Consider the following 18,445-nt stretch of genomic DNA (forward strand, 5'->3'; position numbering starts at 1 on the left):
CTAATTCTGACCGGCGAGGAGTCCTCCATGCACACCCCGATCTGCGACGAGCTCGGTATCGAGTTCCCGATCTTCGCGTTCACCCACTGCCGCGACGTGGTGGTCGCGGTGAGCAAGGCGGGCGGATTCGGGGTGCTCGGCGCGGTCGGGTTCACCCCGGAGGAGCTCGAGATCGAGCTGAACTGGATCGACGAGCACATCGGCGACCGCCCCTACGGCGTCGACATCGTCATCCCGAACAAGTACGAGGGCATGGACTCGAACATGTCGGGTGACGAGCTCACCAAGATGCTGCAGTCGATGGTCCCGGCGGAGACCCTCGACTTCGGACGCAAGCTCCTGCGTGACCACGGTGTGCCGCTCAACGAGGACAGCGACAACTCCCTGCAGCTCCTGGGCTGGACCGAGGCGACGGCCACCCCGCAGGTCGAGATCGCGCTGCAGCATCCCAAGGTCACCCTGATCGCGAACGCGCTCGGGACGCCGCCCGCCGACATGATCGAGAAGATCCAGGCCGCGGGCCGCAAGGTGGCCGCGCTCTGCGGATCGCCGAAGCAGGCGCGCAAGCACGCCGACGCCGGTGTCGACATCATCATCGCCCAGGGTGGCGAAGGCGGCGGTCACTGCGGCGAGGTGGGTTCCATCGTGCTCTGGCCGCAGGTGGTCAAAGAGGTTGCGCCGGTGCCGGTTCTGGCTGCCGGGGGCATCGGCAGCGGTGAGCAGATCGCGGCGGCACTCGCGCTCGGTGCGCAGGGCGCGTGGAGCGGTTCGCAGTGGCTGATGGTCGAAGAGGCGGAGAACACCCCGGTCCAGCAGCAGACCTACATCGACGCCTCCAGTCGCGACACGGTGCGCAGCCGGTCGTTCACCGGCAAGCCGTGCCGCATGCTCCGCAACGACTGGACCGAGGCCTGGGAGGACCCGAACAATCCCGATCCGTTGGGAATGCCGTTGCAGTACATGGTCTCCGGCATGGCGGTGGCGGCGACGCACAAGCACCCCGACGAGAGCATCGACGTCGCCTTCAACCCCGTCGGGCAGGTCGTCGGGCAGTTCCGCAAGGTCGAGAAGACCTCTGCGGTGATCGAGCGGTGGGTGACCGAGTACATCGACGCCACGAGCAGCCTGGACTCGTTCGCTAACGCGAACGCCTAGCCGGGGCTAATTCGCGCGGCCTCGTTTCCGTCCCGCTTATTGGATTCAATCAGCGGGACGGAAACGGCGACGCGGGAGCCGGGGAGTGGCCGGCGCCGTCCTCGGCGATCGTCGCGAGGGGGAGAGTCACCTGGACGGTGGTGCCCGACGGTTCGTTCGGCAGGTACCGGATCGTCCCGCCGTGGCGTTCGACGATGTGCTCGGAGATGATGAGCCCGATTCCGGAACCGTCCTGCTTGGACGAGAACGCGCCGGAGGCGAGGCGATCGGTGGGCGCGCCCGTCATGCCGCGTCCCTGGTCACGGATCCACACGGAGGCCAGTCCGTCGGCCTCGCCGGTCTGGATCGTCAGTTCCTTCACCTCGGTTGTCGGACGGACGATCTCGTCGAGTGCGTTGACGCACAGGTTGATGATGACCTGTCCGATGAGCACGTTCTCGCCTTGGATCGGCAGGTCGCGGTCGGGGATCTCGGCGTACACGCGCACGCCCTGCTCGGCCGCGCGTAGCCGCACGAAGTACAGGCTCTCCTCGACGGTCTCGTTGAGATCCATGAGCGTCGAGGTGCTCTCGATGCGTCGTACGTAGCGGCGGACCGATGCCACGATGTCGGCGGCGCGGTGGAGTTGCTTCTCGATCTGGTCGATGCCGTAGGCGAGGCTGCGGGCGTCGACGGTCTCGGCGGAGACACGGGCCTTGAGTCCGCTCAGGTAGTTCGTCGACGCCGCGAGCGGCTGCCCGAGCTCGTGGGCCAGGATCATCGCCATGTCACCCATCGCGTGGTAACGGCTCAGATACTGGAGATTGGCCTCCTGGTAGGCGTTGCGGCGTTCCCATTCGACGCGGTCGGTCACGTCGCGCACGGTCAGGACCCGCGAGGAGATGCCGTCGTGGGCGACGATCTCGAGTTCGCCGGCCAGCCACACGGTGCTGCCGTCGTCCTTGATGATCTCCTGCTGGATCTCGACCGAACCCGCACCGTCCGTCAGCCGTTCGACGACGGGGTCACTGGTCAGCCGGGGCTCACACCGGCCGAGGTCTTCCAGATGGACGCCCGACAGCTCCGCGGGGGTGCGGCCGAACAGCTTGGCGGCCAGTGGGGAGATGTCGTCGATGCAGTTGTCGTCGTCGAGCACGACGATCCCGGCCGACGTGTGGGTCATGATGCGCTGCAACGACTCCGACACCCAGGTCAGTTCTTCCTGCAACTCGACCTCGTCGGAGATGTTGCGGAACTCGACCATCACGACCGGCCCGTCCTCGCAGCGCACCAGGGTCGCGCGGGCATCGGTGAGGAACTCGGTGCCGTCCTTGGCGCGGTACTTCCACTGTTTGCGGCTCGACCCGTGCACCACCGCGGACTGGAGCCATGCCACGCCGACCTCGCGGCGGTACTGACGCTCCTGGGCGCTCATGTGGTGTGCCTTGAGGGGCTTGAGTTCCTCCAGGGTGAACCCGAAGATCCGGCACGCGGCCGGGTTGGCCCACAGGATGTTCTTCGAACTCGCCTCGTGGATGAGGATGCCGGTGCCGGTGTGCAGGATCATCTGCTCGAAGTCCCGACGGGCGGGGAACATCGCCATCACCTCACCTTCGCCGAGTTCTCGTCTTCGCCCCCGCCACGATGCCATGCGGGTGAGGACACGCAAGTAAGGAATTGCTTACCCGCGGCGCGGGAAATCCCGATACCGCGTCGGGTCCCGCGTCCATAGTGTCGGACTCGAGATCGAGAGTCGATTCCGAACGGAGACAGTGATGACCGCGGAGAGCCTGACCGAACGGGTGTGTGCGGAACCGGCGGGGGCGGCGCGCGACGCCGCGTTCGACCACGCGCTCGACGTGCTCCGGGATCGTCGGGACGAGTTCAACTCGCAGCGCTACGTGCCCGCCGACTTCATCGCGTTGCTGAAGCGTGCCGGCATGTACCGGGCCTCGACGCCGGCGGCGTTCGGTGGCGAGCCGATGGCACCGTCGGATTTCATGTCGCTGGTCGAACGCATCTCCGCCGTCGACCCTGCCACCGGGTGGGTGTCCAGTTTCGGATCGTCGCTGGTCTACTTCGCCGCGCTGCCGGCCGAGACCCAGCAGAAGATCTACGCGTACGGTCCCGATGTCGCCTACGCGGGCGGGCTGTTCCCCATGCAGGAGGCACAGCGGGTCGACGGCGGCTACCTGTGCTCGGGGGTCTGGCAGTTCGCCAGCGGATGTCGCGGCGCCGACCTCCTCGGGATCGGTCTGGCCGGCGGACCCGAGACCGGCGGCAAACCGCTGACCGCGCTGGTCGATCCGGCCGAGGTCGAGATCGTCGACAACTGGGATGTCGCCGGGATGAAGGCGACCGGCTCCCATGCCATCCGCGCCGACCGCGTGTTCGTGCCCGAGGAGATGACCTTCGTGCGCGGCGGCGCTCCGCAGATCGACGAACCCCTGACCCGGTACCCCGCGCTGGCCTACGCCGCGCAGGTGCTGGCGGTGGTGACCCTCGGCGCGGCCCGGGGCGCCCTCGACTACGCGATCGAGGTCGGCGCGGCGCGGACCTCGATCACCGGAGGTGCCAGCAAGGGCAACCGGCCGGCGTACAAGAGCGGCCTGGCGGTCGCCGAGGCCGAATTGCGTTCGGCGCGAGCGTTCTTCTACGACAGCACCGACCGGGTGTGGGCCAAGGCCGTCGCGGGACAGCACATCTCGACCGACGATCAGGCCCTGTTGCGGTTGAGTGCCACCCACGCCGCGCACGTCGGGCGCAGCGTCGTGCTGCAGGTGTTCGACCTCGCCGGCACCGGGGCCATCTACGAGACCCATCCGCTGCAGCGGTTCCTGCAGGACGCGTTGGTGCCCGCGCAGCACGCGATGCTGCAGACCAACACCTACGAGGCCGCCGGTGCACTGCTTCTCGGCCTCGAGGCCGGAATCCCCAGCTTTCCCTGACCCACCCGTCATCCAGCCCAGACGTCACGACCGCGAGGAGACCATCACCCATGTCCGACGAACCGTTGCGCACGCTGTTCTGTGTCGGGAACAACCAGAACTTCTTCGACCTGCCCAAGGCCGACATCGGTCCGGTGTGGGAGGCCACGATGGAGTTCCTCACGAGTCTGAAGAACCTCGACGGCGTCGAGATCATCGGGACCTTCGACGACGACGCCCACATGGTCGGCCCGTCCGACGGCTGGCCGTGGACGTTCTACGTCCTCGCCGACGTGCGCGACCAGCCGACCGTCCGGGCGGCCTGCAACCTGTTGCGCACCATCATGGTCGGTGAACATGCGCTCTGGAAGTACTTCAAGGTCGAGGCGCGGATGGGACGAGCCCTCACCATCCGCGACGACGTCCCCTCATGAGCACCGCCTCCTGATCTCTCGCGCACCGACAGCCCCTCTCCGCGCCCCGGCGCGGTCGACACACGAAGGAACATCGATGACCACCATCGAGCGGCCGACCCGCGGCTTCGCGGACCTCGCCGAGAAGGACCGCGTCGCCGGTCAGCTGTACACCGATCCCGAGATCTTCGCCGAGGAGATGCGCAAGATCTTCTACCGCACCTGGGTGTGGGTCGCGCACGAGAGCGAGGTCCCCGAGGCGGGCTCGTTCAAGACCACCCAGGTCGGGGACCAACCGGTCATCGTGACCCGGGATCGCAAGGGCAACTTCAACACCCTGCTCAACCGGTGCCGGCATCGCGGGGCGACGGTGTGCGACCAGCGCAGCGGCAAGGCCAACGGCTTCACCTGCCCGTACCACAACTGGTCGTACACCCTCGACGGTCGACTGCGCGGCATCCCGTACCCGGACGGTTACGAGGGCGTCGTCGAGAAGAACGACTTCCCCCTGCAGAAGCTGCGCACCGAGAGCTATCTCGGCATGATCTTCGCGACGTTCAACACCGAGATCGAACCGCTCGAAGACCACCTGGGTGACGCGAAGATCTGGATGGAGCGATTCCTGAAGCAGTCCAACGGATTCCCCACCAAGGTCCTCGGCAGTCACAAGTTCCGGTTCAAGGGCAACTGGAAGATCCAGCTCGAGAACACCACCGACGGTTACCACTTCCCGATGGTGCACAAGTCGTGGATGGCCTCTGTCGACGCCGAGACCGCGAACATGATGTCTTTCATGGACGATCCGGCCGCCGAGACGCACGCGCTCGGCAACGGTCACAGCGTCGCGATCATGGCGGCCGCGCACGCGGACCTCGACATCGACGACGGTTCCGAGGAGGTGCAGCCGCGGTTCCAGCATCTCGTCGACGAACTCGCCGAGGCGGGGGAGAGTCCCGAACGCATCCGTCGCTACATGCGCTCGATGCACGGCTGCGGGTTCAACCTCAACATGTTCCCGAACATCGCCATGTCGTCGTCGTTCTTCCGGGTTCTCATCCCGATCAGCGTGGACGTGACCGAGGTGTGGCACATGGCGATCGGCATGGACGGTGGGCCGGAGAGCATCAACCGCGAGCGCCTCCGGATCCACGAGCACTTCCAGGGCCCCTTCGGCTTCGGCAGCCCCGACGACGCCGAAGGATGGGATCGCGTCCAGATCGGCGCCGGTGGCAACCCGAACATGCCGATCCTGGTCAACCGCGGGGAGAACCGCGAGTACACGACCGAAGAGGGTTGGCCCACATCGCATGTCACCGACGAGACGGGGATGCGCGAGTCCTACGCCATGTGGAAGAAGATGATGAGCGATGACTGAACTGCACAGTTTCAACGACCCGCGCGTCCTGCGCGCGATCGCGCTCGTGTGGAAGGAAGCCGAACTCCTCGACGCCAAGGACTACCCGGCGTGGGAGGCCCTCTACACCGATGACGCGCACTACGTCATCCCGATCGATCCCGACACCGACGATTTCGACTCGTCGCTGAACATGGTGTACGACGACCAGCGGATGCGGCGCCTGCGCGTCGAACGGATGATGCAGGGTTACGCACCGTCGGCGGTCGCCGCTGCCCGCACGGTCCGGGTCATCTCGCGGTTCACCGTGTCGGACGTCAGCGACGACACCGTCATCCTGCGGTCCGCGCAGATCCTCAACGCGTTCAAGCGCGATGCCTTCTCGACGATCGGCGCCGAGCTCACCCACACCATCAGCCTCGGTTCCGACGGTAACGACCGGATCAGTCTGAAGGTGGCCCGTCTCATCGACAGCGAGGACGCGGTCAGCGCCTCCGGTTACCTGGTGTGAGGACGGACCTGGAGATGAGTTCGACGAACAAGGGGATCGCGGTCGTCACCGGTGCCGCCGGCGGCATGGGTTCGCACATCGCCCGCCGGCTGCACCGGGACGGTCATCGCGTCCTGCTCACCGATATCGCCCTCGATCCGGCCCAGCGCATCGCCGAAGAACTCTCGCCCGACGGGTCGACCGCACGGGCGGCCGTCCTCGACGTGGCGCACCGGCAGGGTTTCGTCGACGCGCTGGCGCATGTGCAATCCGTCTGGGGCACACCGACGATCGTCGTGAACAACGCGGCATTGACCCAGGCGGCCGATCTCATGACGCTCGACGAGCCGGACTTCACCCGCGTGCTGAACACCAACGTCAACAGCATCTTCTTCGGCTGCCAGGTCTTCGGGGCCGCGATGGCCGACGAGGGGTACGGCCGCATCGTCAACATGGCGTCGCTGGCCGGTCAGAACGGCGGCACCGCCACCGGCGCGCACTATGCCACGTCCAAGGGCGCGATCCTGACGGTCACCAAGATCTTCGCCAAAGAACTTGCGGCCAAGGGTGTCACGGTCAACGCGATCGCGCCCGGGCCGCACGACCTGCCCGTCGTGAAGGCGACCGTGCCGCCGGAGAAACTCGACGCCGTGATCGCCGGCATCCCCGTCGGGAAGCTGGGCAGCCCCGAGTTCATCGGGGACATGGTCGGCCTGCTGACCGCCGAGAACGCCTTCTTCGTCACGGGTGCGTGCTGGGACGTCAACGGCGGGCTCTTCGTCCGCTGATCGCACCTCGAGAACTATTCGCCACCACCAGGAGCACCGCCATGGCCCTCACCGACGTCGTCGTCTCCGCGATCGTCCAGGAGACCCCGAGCATCAAGACCTTCTACCTGTCGAGGCCCGACGGCTCGACGATGGGGGAGTACACGCCCGGAGCGCACATCGATGTCGTCGGGCCGACCGCCATCACCCGCCAGTACTCGCTGTGCAGCCGGCCCGACGGCCGGGAGTCCTTCGCCGTGGCCGTCAAGCGCGAGGATCAGTCCCGAGGTGGTTCGGCCGCACTGCACGAACTGCGCGTCGGCGACCGGCTGCAGATCAGCGAGCCACGGAACCTGCTCGGGATCGATTCCACGGCAACGCATCACGTCCTGGTGGCGGCCGGCATCGGGATCACCCCGATGCTCAGCATGGCGCGCTACATGGACGTGCACGGGATCGGCTTCGAACTGCACTACTTCGCCCGGACGGTCGATGACGCGGCGTTCCTGCCGCTGTTGCGCGAACGCTGCCCGGAGAAGCTGCACGCGCATGTCGGCGTCGGTCGTGAGGCCCACGGACCGATCCTGACCGCCGCGCTGGAATCGGCGCCGCAGGGCTCGCATGTCTATGTCTGCGGCCCGGACGGGTTCATGACCAAGGTCCGGGAATTGGCCGAACAGTTCATCCCGGCCGACGCGGTCCACTTCGAGAACTTCCACGCCACCGATCAGCCGGATGCGTCGGAGAACACGTCCTTCGATGTCGAACTCGACGGCGAGACCTATCACGTCCCGGCCGACCGGAGCATCGTCGAGGTCCTCGAGGAGAACGGCTGCGACGTCGACACCTCGTGTCAGGAGGGCATCTGCGGTACGTGCATCATGCAGGTCCTCTCCGGTGATCCCGAGCACCGCGACAACGTGCTGACCAAGGCCGAGCGAGAGTCCGGAGAGGTGATGGCGGTCTGCGTCTCGCGGACCACCGGCGAGAAGATCGTGCTCGACTATTACTGACCCGAGCGCGCCGGCCACCCCTATCCGTTGCCCTAGGGGTTGGTCGGCACCTCGACGTCGAACCGCAGGATGTCCCGGACCAGCGTGCTGATGCTGTCGGCATCGGTCTTGCTCTTGATCCGGGCACGGTGCACGTCCACCGTCTTGACGCTCATGTCGAGGCGGCGGGCGATGTTCTGGCTGGGTAGACCTTCGACGACCAGCGCGAGGATCTCGCGTTCCCGCGGGGTCAACAGCGCGACCTTCGATTCCACCCACCGCTTCTGCGCGTGGGTGCGGAAGTGCTCGACCGCCTTCTCCATCCCCGCCTGGACCGCGTCGAGCAGCCGCTGCGGGTCGTAGGGCTTCTCCAGAAAGTCCATCGCGCCGGCCTGCAGGGTGGACACCGACATCCGGATGTCGCCGTGCGCGGAGACGAAGATGATGGCGACGTGCGGTGCGAACTCGTTGAGCTTCTCCTGCAGCCGCGGGCCGCTCATCGTCGGCATGCGGACGTCGAGCACGATGCACGCGGGGGTGTCCCCGGAGTACTGCGCGAGGAAGTCGTCGGCGCTGTTGCAGATCCGCGGCGAGATCCCGATGCTGCCGAGCAGCCAGTCGACCGATTCGCAGAGTTCCGGGTCGTCGTCGACGACGTACACCGTCGCGGTCGCATCCGATGCGGTCACGTCCACGCCGCGTCGGCCGTCCAGTAGTTCATCCCGACGGCACTCACCTGGTGGCGCCACTCCGACGTCCGGTTGAGCCAGGGTTCCTCGCGCCGGACCGACTCGTCGGCCGCCTCCGGGCCGTCGGCCTCGACGGTCCAGTGCACCCAGTTGACCTCCCGGCCGTACTCGTCGTGCACGAACAGGTCGACATGGTGCCAGCCGTAGTTGAAGGTGTCCTCGTAACACGTGAGGAACATCCGGTGGTGCGTCTCGGGACGGGGTTTGACTGTCATGCAGATCTTCTCTCTCGCAACCGGATCAGGCCGGGACGACCGGATGGGACCGGAGCTCGTTCTCGAGCACCGCGGCGACCTCGAACAGGGCCGACTCCCGCCCCGGCAAGCCGATCACCTGTAGTCCGAGGGGCATCCCGGAGTCCGTGGTCGCCCCCGGGACGACGACGACCGGGCAGCCGAGCAGCTGCCACGGTCGGCTCAGGACCGGCGACCCGGTCGCGTCGAGGCCGCTCGGTGCGGGGCCGGGTGCGGCGGGACCGACGATCACCGTGTGATCGCCGAGCGTCTCGGCCAGCAGATCCCGCGAGCGGTCGCGGCGGATGAGGGCGGCCGCGTGGTCCGCGGGCCGGACCGCGCGGCCGGCGTCGACGAGGTCGAGCAGCGCGGGGCTGAGCGCGGCCGCATGGTCCCGGACGACATCGTCCAGCGTCTCGGCCGCCTCATGGGACATGACGGTCACGTGGTCGTCGGCCAGGGTGCGGACATGATCGTCGTATTCGAGTGCGCGGGTCTCGACGTCGGCCCGCTCGAGCAGGTCCGGCAGCCGGTCGACCAGGTCCGCCATTGCCGGGTCAATCGGGTGCAGGTCGCTGCCGCCCCACACCACCACGGTCCGGACGGTGGAGCGACCGGGAACGATCGGCGAGCGGCCGGTGAAGGCGGTGTACACGTACTGCAGGTCGGCGATGTCGCGGGTGAGGATGCCCAGCGAGTCCAGCGACTCCGAGAGTCCGCTGACGCCGGACAGATCCGTCGAGCCGTGCGCGAGGACCATGCCCGCGGCGCCGCAGTAGGCGGCCGGCCGGGTCAACGAGCCGGCGGTCTGCGTACCCAGCGCCACCGGGATGACGCCAGCCCCGACGGCGGCGGCCGAACCGCTCGACGACCCGCCCGGCGTGTGCCCGGGGTGGTGCGGATTGCGCGTCGGCCCGGGCGAGAAGTAGCCGAACTCGGTCGTGACCGTCTTGCCCTGGATCACCGCGCCCAGATCGCGAAAACGACTGACACAGGGCGCATCCGACCCTGCCGGCGACGACGACGTGACGGGTGAACCGGCACGGGTCGGCAGACCCTCGACGTCGATGAGGTCCTTGACCCCGAGCGAGACGCCTCGCAGGGGCCGACGACCCGGTATCCCATCCTGCCGTCGTGCCTCGTCGACGACGGCCGGGGACAGCTCGACCCACGCGCGCAGATCGGTGTCGGTGCCGACGATCTCCTCACGGACCTGTTCCGCGAGAATCTCCGCCGACACCACCTTCTCGTGGACCGCGGTCGCCTGCTCACTGATGGGCTGTTTCCAGTAGGCCGAGCTCACCGTTCCTCCTTCATGTGCTGGGACCAGTCTGCCCTGTCGCGCATCGCGGCGACAGTAAAGATTTCCCTCGTATCCCCGTAGGGACGGGTGGCCATAACGTCGTTGCCAGCCCCCGACAGCCCGGCGTCTTCGCACCCGCCAGTCCAAGGAAACCCAATGAGCCTCAGAGAACCCGCGGTGACGACGCCGTCGTCCCCGACCGCCCCCGATCGACGAATCGACTTCGGCCGCATGTCGAGACGGGCCTGGATCGTCACCGGCTTGCTCGTGCTGTTCCAGATCATCGCCTTCGCCGACAAGGCGGTGCTCGGCCTGGTCTCGGCCGACGCGATGCCCGAACTCGGCTTGACCGCAACCGAATTCGGATTCATCGGCAGTGCCTTCTTCTTCCTGTACGCGATCGTCTCGGTCGTCACCGGGTTCCTGGCGTCGAAGATCTCGGTGAAGTGGATCCTGTTCGCGATGGGCGTCACCTGGGCGGTGCTGCAATTCCCGATGCTGCTCGGCGGCGGCGCCGCCATCCTGTTGGTGACGCGGATCATCCTCGGCGGCGCCGAGGGGCCCGCGACCGCCATGTCGCTCACCTCCGCGCACACCTGGTTCTCGCCCACCCGTCGTGCGCTGCCGTCGAACCTGATCGCCGCCGGCTCCACGCTGGGTCCTGTCTTCGCGGCGCCGCTGCTGGCCTGGGTCATCGCCGTGTGGGGTTGGCGCTGGGCGTTCGGTGTTCTGGGCATCATCGGCCTGGTGTGGGTGATCGCCTGGTGGGCGATCGGCGCGGACGGTCCCTACCGTCCCAAGAAGGCCTCGTCGCCGGACGAGCCGGCACTCGACACCGACGAGACGGTTCCCGATGCGAAGGAGGTCGCGACCTCCGCGGTCGACGAGCAGAAGCCGGTCAAGATCTGGCGTGCGCTGCTGAGCCTGGCGTTCATCTCCGCCGTGATCGGCGGGGCGTCGAACTTCTGGGTGCAGGGCTTCCTGACGACCTGGCTGCCCCAGTACCTGGGCACCGTGGTCGGGCTGTCGCTCGGTGAGGTCGGTGCGGTGACCACCGTGCCGTGGGTGGTCGGCGCGCTCGTCCTGCTCGGACTGGGTGCGCTCGGGCACCGGATGCTGCACCTGGGGAGTTCGGCACATCGGGCGATCGCCGTCCCGTTCGGCTGCGCCGCGGTCCTGGCCGGGTTGTGCTTCATCGCCATCCAGGCGTCGTCCGGGATCACCGCGGTTGCACTGCTGTGCCTCGCCGGTGGATGCAGCCTGGCGTTCCCGATGACCGCCACCGCGATCGGTTACGCGGTCGGCGCTCGGCAGCGACCGATCCTCATGGCCACCCTCGGCGGCGTGGCGTCGTTCGGCGCGGTCATCTCGCCGATCCTGGTCGGCTGGCTCATGACCGACGCGGGGTATGTGTCGCCGCCGAAGGGTGAGAAGCCCAGCGCGGAGATGGCCGACAACATGGCGGCCGGCGTGCACCAGGCGTTCACGATCACCGGCATCGTCCTGCTGGTCGGCGGCGCACTGTGCATCGCCTTCCTCCGGCCGGAGCGACTCGGTGCCATTCTGCAGAAGCGTTACGTCCAGGAGCCGGTCGAGGCCCGGTCCGCCTGAGTGCCCGACCACCGCGACGATTCGATCCCAGGAGAAGACATGTCCGACAACGTGATCAGTGCCATCGACCCAGGCATCTTCCGAAATGTGATGGGGCACTATCCCACCGGCGTGGTCGTGGTGACGGGACGCGGTGACGACGGCTCCGTGCTGGCCATGGTCGTCGGGACTTTCAGCTCGGTGTCGATGGACCCGCCGTTGGTGTCCTTCATGCCGATGAAGACCTCGCGCACCTTCGAGAAGATGCGGGCCTGCGAGTCACTGTGCATCAACATCCTCGGCGGTGAACAGGAGGACGTCGTCCTCACCATCGCGCAACGCTGGGAGGACAAGCTCGCGGGTATCGACTGGTTCCCCTCGCCGTCGGGCGATCCGGTTCTCGCGGATTCGGTGGCCTGGATCGACACCCGCATCAGCAACGTCGTCGAAGCGGGTGATCACTGGATAACGCTCTGTGAGGTGCGGGATCTGGCCGTGACCAACCCGGTATCGCCGCTGATCTTCTTCCAGGGTGGCTACGGCAGTTTCGTGTCGACGTCGCTGATGGCCCGGATGGACCACGAGATCCTGCCGACGATCCACGCCGCGCACGCGGCGCGCCCGCAGGTGGAGGCATTGGCGACGTCCGTCGGCTGCGAGGTGTCGGTCCTCACCGCGGTCAGCCGCGACGAGATGGCCGTCGTGTTGTCGGCCACCGCGCCGGGTGTCGACCGTGAGGAAGGTCTGGCGTACCGCATCCCGATGGTGCCGCCCATCGGGGACACGTACGTGTTCGACCAGGACGACGAGACCCGGGAGCGGTGGCTGGCGAAGCTCCGGCATGCCGACGATGATGTGCGACAGGTACATCGCGACCGTCTCGACTTCGTGCGGCGGCACGGTTACCTGGTGTCCTTTCTGCCCGATGCCTCATCGACTGCGTACGAGGAGATGCGAGAGGCGACGAAATCCTATGAGCGAGGGCGGTTGACGCCTTCGCAGGAACGCGAGATCTGCGAGTCCATCGGGAAGTCGGCCGTCGACTATCGCCTCCGCGAGGTGCGACCCGATCAGACCTACGACGTCGGTTCCGTCGTCCTGCCGATCCGGGACTCACGCGGCGGATACTCGATGACGCTCCGGTTGTCGCAGTTGCCGCTGGGCGTGAACGGCTCTGAGGTCGAGGCCTGGATCTCGGAGGCGCGTGCGGTGGTCGAGGTGCTCGGCCGATGAACGATGTCGATGCCAGGATCTCGGCGCTCGTCGCGCGGGTCGAGACCCTGGAGGCCGAAGCCGAGATCCGACGAATCCAGGCTCGATACATGTTCCTCTGCGATACTCCGTGTCCCGAACCCGGTCTCGCCGACGACGCCGAGCGCATCGAGCGCATCCTGGACCTCTACACCGACGACGCGGTGTGGGAGGGCGTCGGCGAGTACTACGACGGACAGTTCGGGCGCGCCGAGGGCAAGCAGGCCATCCGCGAACACTTCCAGCGCTTCTGGAGCGAGAAGCGGGACCCGGCACTGCTGCTCAACGCGCACTACCTGACGTCGGAGCAGATCCACGTCGACGGCGATGACGCCGAGGGACAGTGGATTCACATGCAACCGTGGCTCTTCGGCGACGGGACAGCGCTGTTGCGGTCGAGTCGGCTGAACAACGCCTTTCGCAAGGACGACGGCCGGTGGCGGATCACCCGTACCCGCACCGAGAACGTCTTCATCGCGCCGCTTCCCGACGGATTCGCCGAAAGCTACCCGTCGGGGTCGGTGTTGATGGGCTGAGGCGGGCGAGCGTGCGGCGTTCACGTCGGTCGGATCGCATGCGTTGCGACTGTGTTCGTAGGTCGGCGGCGATGTCGCGCAGCGACGCGCGCCGAGTCGCGCCGTAGACGAGCCCCGGCAGCGCGGTCATGGGGAGCATCGCCCATGGCGGTTGCGTCCGGTTGTAGATGTATCCGAGTGTCGCGGCGTACTCGGGTCGATCCCGGGCCCGGCGGTTGACCTCGTGCTCGAGCGGCGACGGTGGGGTGCCGGACGCCAGGAAGTTCGTCCACTGGTAGATCTCGACGCATTCGCGCTCGCGTCTGCTCGCCCAGGCCGCGGTGGCGGTGTCGACGGCATCGGGGTCGGGGTCACGGCTTCGCAGGATGGGTGCCAGTTCTTCGCCGAGCAGGCGGCCGTACCGGTAGGCATCCCGGATTCCTTTCGCGGTGACGGGATCTTTGAAGTGCCCGGCGTCGCGGGCAGCGCCCATCCCGGTCCGCTCGACCGGCGGAAGTAGGATTCGATGCCCGTGCACGACCGCACGCGTGAGGTCATCTCGGCGCCGTCGAGACGGCGTGCGAGTCCGGGTAGCGCGGCGACTCCCGCCAGGTAGGCATCGGTGACCCGGCGGCCACGGAACTCGCCGTCCATTCCGATCGGTGGCTGCAGCAGGCACAGCGTGTGGCCGCCGTCGCACGGGAACGCGGTCCCGAGGAGACCGCCGACACGCCATTGGGAAGCGATGTGGCGCAACTCGGTTCGTGGGTCCGTCCAGTACGCGAAATAGCAGGAACGGCCGCTCGGCGTGGAGACCAGCGGGATCTGGGCATTCGCCGCCCGCGCCACCATGCTCGTGCGCCCGTCCGCGCCTATCACCACGGGGGCGACCGCACGATGCTCATGTTCGTCCTCGTCGACGTAGACGACGCCCGCCGCGCGGCCGTCGGTCCAGATCAACGACGTCGCCCGGCACAGTTGCCGAAGGTCGGCGCCGGCGGCGACGGCGGTTCGCTGGAGGGCGGCGTCGAGGTGCGAACGACGTAGGCACATCGCGTAATCGATGCCCGAGACCGGCGAATACGTGGTCCGCCAGCCGATGTCATCGAGAGCGGCCTCGGCTGTCGGAAGTCGCGGCGCGCCGGCGTCCTCGACATCGGGCAGAGCGCCGAGCGTGTGGATCTCGGCCATGGTCGACGGCCACAGCAGATGAGTCGACAAGGTGTCGGACGGAAAACGTGCCGAATCAATGAGAAGAACGCGTAACCCACGGCTGGCCAGCGCGATTGCCGTTGCGGTGCCCGCGCATCGGGCACCGACGATGACGGCGTCGAATTTCTCGGTTCGCACGCTCATCGCGAACTTCATCCACCGGCTCGGTCGCGGACGGATGGAACGATAGCCGTTGCGTGTGTCTCTGCGCAGCGGTTTCACAGGACCGGCTCGAACCACAGCCACGCCGCGCCGGGTGCTTGCTACGAGTCGGGGCGCCTCGTCGTCTTCTACGTCGACGCTGCGGCTTCGTGCCGGTTTCGACGTTCCTGCCAGACGAACACGCCAAAGAAGGTCAACCAACCGACGATGACAAGTGTTGCGGCGATGTACGATTCGCTCTCAATCCACCCGCCGGCGGCGAGTCCGCCGAGCAAGCCGGCTACGGTTATCGCGATGTGTGCCCGAGTTATGTGTCCGATTCTACTGGGGCGGGGTCGTCCTTCGATGGGTTGCGACGGGCGATGCCGGACGGGACGGAACTCGAATGCGCAGCGGCTCCCTGTCATTGTCCTATCTCTGGCCCGCGGTTGATGCGGTCTGCGAGTTGATGTCGCACGGTCGAGCGCGTTCATCACTGGTTGCGTCCGGGGGGGCAACGGCGTGCCTGTCCTTGACGTCGCGGTGGTGAACGGCCGCGTCGCGAGGTCGACATTCGCCGCATGACTTCACCCACCGTGTCAGGGTGTTCCTGACCGGCGATAGGGGTAGCGGCGGTGTTCAGAACGGCGGTGGGTTGGCGTCGTTCCAGCGCTTCTCGGCGCGTTGCTGGCGTCGGAAGTCGTTGTCGCGTTGCGTGTTGAGTCTGTCGCGGGCGGGGTGATCGGGTGACCGTCTGGGGAAGAGTTTGTTGAACAGGTCGCGTCCGCTGAAGGCGTTGCCGACGAACATGTGCCCGGTGGGTGTGGTGAACCAGGCGGTCTGGAGTTCGTCTTGGTGGTCCTGCCAGCTGGTGAAGGTCTTGATTCGGTGATGGAACCGGCACAGCGGTTTGAGGTTGCGTGCATCGGTCGGGCCGCCGCGCCGCGGGTCGGCGTGGTCGAAGGGTTCGGTGTGGTCGAGATCGATCTGCCAGACCGGGGCGTTGCAGCCGGGGAAGGTGCAGCACAGTTCACCGGCACGCACCAGCGCCTGCAGCTTCTTCGACGGGGTGTACCGGGTTGTCGAACTGTCCGCGCCGGGAGGCGATACCGGTGGCGCGTCGGGCGCGGCGGGGGTCGGTGCGGGATGGATGTAGGTGCGTCGCGCTTCGGCGAGGAGTTCTCGCGCGGTCTCGGCGTCGATGATGCCGTGGCGGTCGAGGAAGGCGGGATCGTCGTCGAGACCGATCAGGGTCGACAGGTTCACCACGATGTGAAAGGTCGCGCGCGGTGCGGGCGAGTCCGACGGCGAGGCGGTCGGCACGGCCGGGTCATCGACCGCGGCGTCGGCGTCTGCGGCTGACGGGTCGACGACGGTGTCGGCCTCCACCATCTCAGCAGCTGGTGCAGGCGTCTCGCCGGTCTCCACTGTCGCTGCGTCGAGGTCTGGTGCTGTGTCGGGTTCGGTTGCGGTGGTGGCGCAGTCGTCGCAGAGGCACGTGATGGCGGCTTCACCCCGCGCGAGTGCTTTGAGGGCGTCGACTCGGCGATTGGCCAACTTTCGAGGGTCACCGGCGTGGACCGCGGTGGCCATCGCCGTCAGGCGGGCGTCGAACTCGGCGGCATCAGCATTGGGCAGCGTCCCGGAGATCCGGGACTGCCCGGGCGTGAAGCGATCAGGAGTGACGGTCACCTTGCGGTCGGACTTCACTCGCTCCTTGCGTCGGCGGATCGCGTCGGGTGCCCACTTGGCGACGATCGAATCGACCATGGCGGTGAACCGGGCCGTCGACATCGGTGCGCGGGCGAAGATCGCTTCGGCGAGATGGGCGTCGACGGTCTGCATCTCTTCGTCGTCGGTGATGAGATCGGTGCGCTTGAGAGCGATGAGGAAGCGGCGCTTGTCGATTCGACCGCACGCCAGTGCGTGCCCGGTGAAGGAGAGTCGGTAGCGCAGTGCGTCGCCGGCCTCGATGAGTTCTTTCGCCTCGGCCGGTGTCACGGTGAGGGTGGCACCGACTTCGGCGATGGCCTGTTCGAGACCGTTGGGCCCGAACTGCTCGTAGGGGTTCTCGCCCGCGGCCACTCGCGCGGACAGGTGCTCGAAGGCTTCGATGGAGTCGAGTTCGCCGCTGTGCGTCTCGGCGCGCCGCTGTGCGTAGTCCATCTCGCGTTCGTCGTGAATGAGGCTGGCAACGACCATCATTCGATGCGCGGACGCCGCCGCCAAGCCCGCGCAGTGATTCAGGACCTCGACGAGTTCGGATGCGGAGAGTTCATGGTCGGGACGAAAGCGCGGTTCGACCGACTCCTGTGACGAGTCCACCGCCGTGGATTCGGCCCCCGCCCCCGATGACATGACACCAGAGTACTCGAAAACATGTTCGAGTAAAGTGTTGATTTTCAACTTTGTCAGACTCTCGTCGAATGAAATCACGACGCACCGACAGGTCGGAGGGTGCTCACTGCCTACCGCAGTCGGGGTGCAGACTCCACAGAGCTGCTCACGGTGCCATCATGATGTGGCTACAATCGACAACTCGTAGTCCAGGGTCAGGCGGGAGGTAGAACGCAGCGTGACCACCATCGGCGATCCTCGCTTTGATGCAGGCATTCTCACCATGAGCGACGCGGCTCGTTATCTCGCCATCAGTCAGCAGACGTTCCACCGCTGGGCGAAAGGCTACGACCGCGGGGAGCCGCTCCTTCATGTGGTGGACGCGCCACAGCGAAAAGCGAACGTGTCCTTCATCGCCCTGACCGAGGCATACGTACTCGACGCCCTTCGCAGCGCAGGCGTTCACGTTCGCAAGATCCGTCCCGCGCTCGAGCAGCTGCGACGGGACTTCGGCCGTGACTACGTGCTGACAGCGCCGAATCTGGCCACAGACGGTGTTGATGTCCTGTGGGACTTCGCCAAGACCCGAGCCGGTGCCGGGCTCATCGAAGCGCGATCCGGGCAGAATGTCATCCGCGAGATCGTCCAGGACTACATCTCATATGTCAGTTGGGACGGTGAGCATCCGAACCGCCTACAACTACGCGAATGGGAGCCGGAGAAGGTCATCGTCGACCCAGACGTTGCGTTCGGGCAGCCGCGGTTCGGAGCATCAGGACCTCGCCTAGCGGACGTCGCTGCAATGCTGAAAGCCGGAGAGGACGGCGAGGTCGTTGCCGAGGAGTTCGACATCTCGAGATCCCAGGTTCGAACCGCCGCCCGCGTCCTCCTGGGCCGCACCGCCTGAGTTCTATCTGGACGAGAACATCGCCGGCAGGACCTTGCGGCGATCGATCGAAGAGCTCGGCTATATCGTCCATACTCCGGCTGCGGTGTACGGAACTCGCGCGGCAGCCGAGGGGACGCCGGATGAACGC

Annotated in this window: 17 protein-coding genes; 11 read left to right on the forward strand and 6 right to left on the reverse strand. The window is 66.9% G+C overall.

Annotation, left to right across the window (positions count from 1 at the left end; translation table 11 throughout):
* Positions 1 to 27 precede the first annotated feature (27 nt).
* Positions 28 to 1,155, forward strand: coding sequence for a nitronate monooxygenase family protein (locus GR168_RS08450; RefSeq protein ID WP_159370516.1), 1,128 nt, complete (start codon positions 28 to 30; stop codon positions 1,153 to 1,155).
* A 49-nt stretch (positions 1,156 to 1,204) separates the two neighbouring features.
* Here the strand turns inward: GR168_RS08450 and GR168_RS08455 are convergent, their stop codons facing one another.
* A complete protein-coding gene (locus tag GR168_RS08455) occupies positions 1,205 to 2,731 on the reverse strand; it encodes a PAS domain S-box protein (protein ID WP_159371874.1) in 1,527 nt (508 codons plus the stop codon).
* Positions 2,732 to 2,909: 178 nt separating this feature from the next.
* Here GR168_RS08455 and GR168_RS08460 point away from each other — a divergent pair, with 178 nt between their 5' ends.
* The 6 genes from GR168_RS08460 to GR168_RS08485 all read left to right on the forward strand — a co-directional run bounded on the left by GR168_RS08460 (position 2,910) and on the right by GR168_RS08485 (position 8,098).
* Complete coding sequence (locus GR168_RS08460) at positions 2,910 to 4,082, forward strand: acyl-CoA dehydrogenase family protein (RefSeq protein ID WP_203235914.1); 1,173 nt, start codon at positions 2,910 to 2,912, stop codon at positions 4,080 to 4,082.
* Positions 4,083 to 4,132: 50 nt separating this feature from the next.
* A complete protein-coding gene (locus GR168_RS08465) occupies positions 4,133 to 4,495 on the forward strand; it encodes a hypothetical protein (protein WP_055475083.1) in 363 nt (120 codons plus the stop codon).
* 76 nt (positions 4,496 to 4,571) lie between these two features.
* Positions 4,572 to 5,849: an aromatic ring-hydroxylating dioxygenase subunit alpha gene (locus tag GR168_RS08470; RefSeq protein ID WP_055475082.1), complete on the forward strand. Its 1,278-nt coding sequence runs from the start codon at positions 4,572 to 4,574 to the stop codon at positions 5,847 to 5,849.
* Positions 5,842 to 6,339, forward strand: coding sequence for an aromatic-ring-hydroxylating dioxygenase subunit beta (locus GR168_RS08475; RefSeq protein ID WP_055475081.1), 498 nt, complete (start codon positions 5,842 to 5,844; stop codon positions 6,337 to 6,339). Before GR168_RS08470 ends, GR168_RS08475 begins: the two co-directional genes overlap by 8 nt.
* 14 nt (positions 6,340 to 6,353) lie before the next feature.
* Positions 6,354 to 7,106: an SDR family oxidoreductase gene (locus tag GR168_RS08480; protein WP_055475080.1), complete on the forward strand. Its 753-nt coding sequence runs from the start codon at positions 6,354 to 6,356 to the stop codon at positions 7,104 to 7,106.
* 41 nt (positions 7,107 to 7,147) lie between these two features.
* Positions 7,148 to 8,098, forward strand: coding sequence for a PDR/VanB family oxidoreductase (locus GR168_RS08485; RefSeq protein ID WP_159370518.1), 951 nt, complete (start codon positions 7,148 to 7,150; stop codon positions 8,096 to 8,098).
* 32 nt (positions 8,099 to 8,130) lie between these two features.
* On the opposite strand, the gene GR168_RS08490 is transcribed toward GR168_RS08485, so the two are convergent.
* The 3 genes from GR168_RS08490 to GR168_RS08500 are packed head-to-tail and all read right to left on the reverse strand — an operon-like array spanning position 8,131 to position 10,362.
* Positions 8,131 to 8,772 (reverse strand): response regulator, encoded by a 642-nt coding sequence (locus GR168_RS08490; protein WP_159370519.1) that lies wholly within the window; start codon positions 8,770 to 8,772, stop codon positions 8,131 to 8,133.
* Entirely contained in the window at positions 8,763 to 9,041 is a 279-nt protein-coding gene (locus GR168_RS08495; RefSeq protein ID WP_058250617.1) for a hypothetical protein, read from the reverse strand. Before GR168_RS08495 ends, GR168_RS08490 begins: the two co-directional genes overlap by 10 nt.
* Positions 9,042 to 9,066: 25 nt before the next feature.
* A complete protein-coding gene (locus GR168_RS08500) occupies positions 9,067 to 10,362 on the reverse strand; it encodes an amidase (RefSeq protein WP_159370520.1) in 1,296 nt (431 codons plus the stop codon).
* A 156-nt stretch (positions 10,363 to 10,518) separates the two neighbouring features.
* Here GR168_RS08500 and GR168_RS08505 point away from each other — a divergent pair, with 156 nt between their 5' ends.
* The 3 genes from GR168_RS08505 to GR168_RS08515 are packed head-to-tail and all read left to right on the forward strand — an operon-like array spanning position 10,519 to position 13,739.
* A complete protein-coding gene (locus GR168_RS08505) occupies positions 10,519 to 11,973 on the forward strand; it encodes an MFS transporter (protein ID WP_159370521.1) in 1,455 nt (484 codons plus the stop codon).
* Positions 11,974 to 12,012: 39 nt separating this feature from the next.
* Complete coding sequence (locus tag GR168_RS08510) at positions 12,013 to 13,185, forward strand: flavin reductase family protein (RefSeq protein WP_159370522.1); 1,173 nt, start codon at positions 12,013 to 12,015, stop codon at positions 13,183 to 13,185.
* A complete protein-coding gene (locus GR168_RS08515; protein WP_159370523.1) occupies positions 13,182 to 13,739 on the forward strand; it encodes a nuclear transport factor 2 family protein in 558 nt (185 codons plus the stop codon). The genes GR168_RS08510 and GR168_RS08515 overlap by 4 nt, the downstream gene beginning before the upstream one ends.
* A gap of 126 nt (positions 13,740 to 13,865) precedes the next feature.
* On the opposite strand, the gene GR168_RS08520 is transcribed toward GR168_RS08515, so the two are convergent.
* Together GR168_RS08520 and GR168_RS08525 are read right to left on the reverse strand one after the other, a co-directional pair.
* On the reverse strand, positions 13,866 to 15,074 hold the full coding sequence (locus GR168_RS08520) for an FAD-dependent monooxygenase (protein ID WP_238995052.1): 1,209 nt from the start codon (positions 15,072 to 15,074) through the stop codon (positions 13,866 to 13,868).
* 636 nt (positions 15,075 to 15,710) lie between these two features.
* Entirely contained in the window at positions 15,711 to 17,429 is a 1,719-nt protein-coding gene (locus GR168_RS08525) for an HNH endonuclease signature motif containing protein (protein WP_159370524.1), read from the reverse strand.
* 217 nt (positions 17,430 to 17,646) lie between these two features.
* On the opposite strand from GR168_RS08525, the gene GR168_RS08530 reads away from it, so the two are divergent.
* Positions 17,647 to 18,315 carry a DUF433 domain-containing protein gene (locus tag GR168_RS08530; RefSeq protein WP_238995053.1) on the forward strand — a complete coding sequence of 223 codons (669 nt, stop codon included), beginning with the start codon at positions 17,647 to 17,649 and terminating at the stop codon, positions 18,313 to 18,315.
* Positions 18,316 to 18,445 lie beyond the last annotated feature (130 nt).

Origin of the sequence: Gordonia sp. JH63, from assembly GCF_009856645.1 — a bacterium.
GTDB lineage: Bacteria > Actinomycetota > Actinomycetes > Mycobacteriales > Mycobacteriaceae > Gordonia > Gordonia hongkongensis.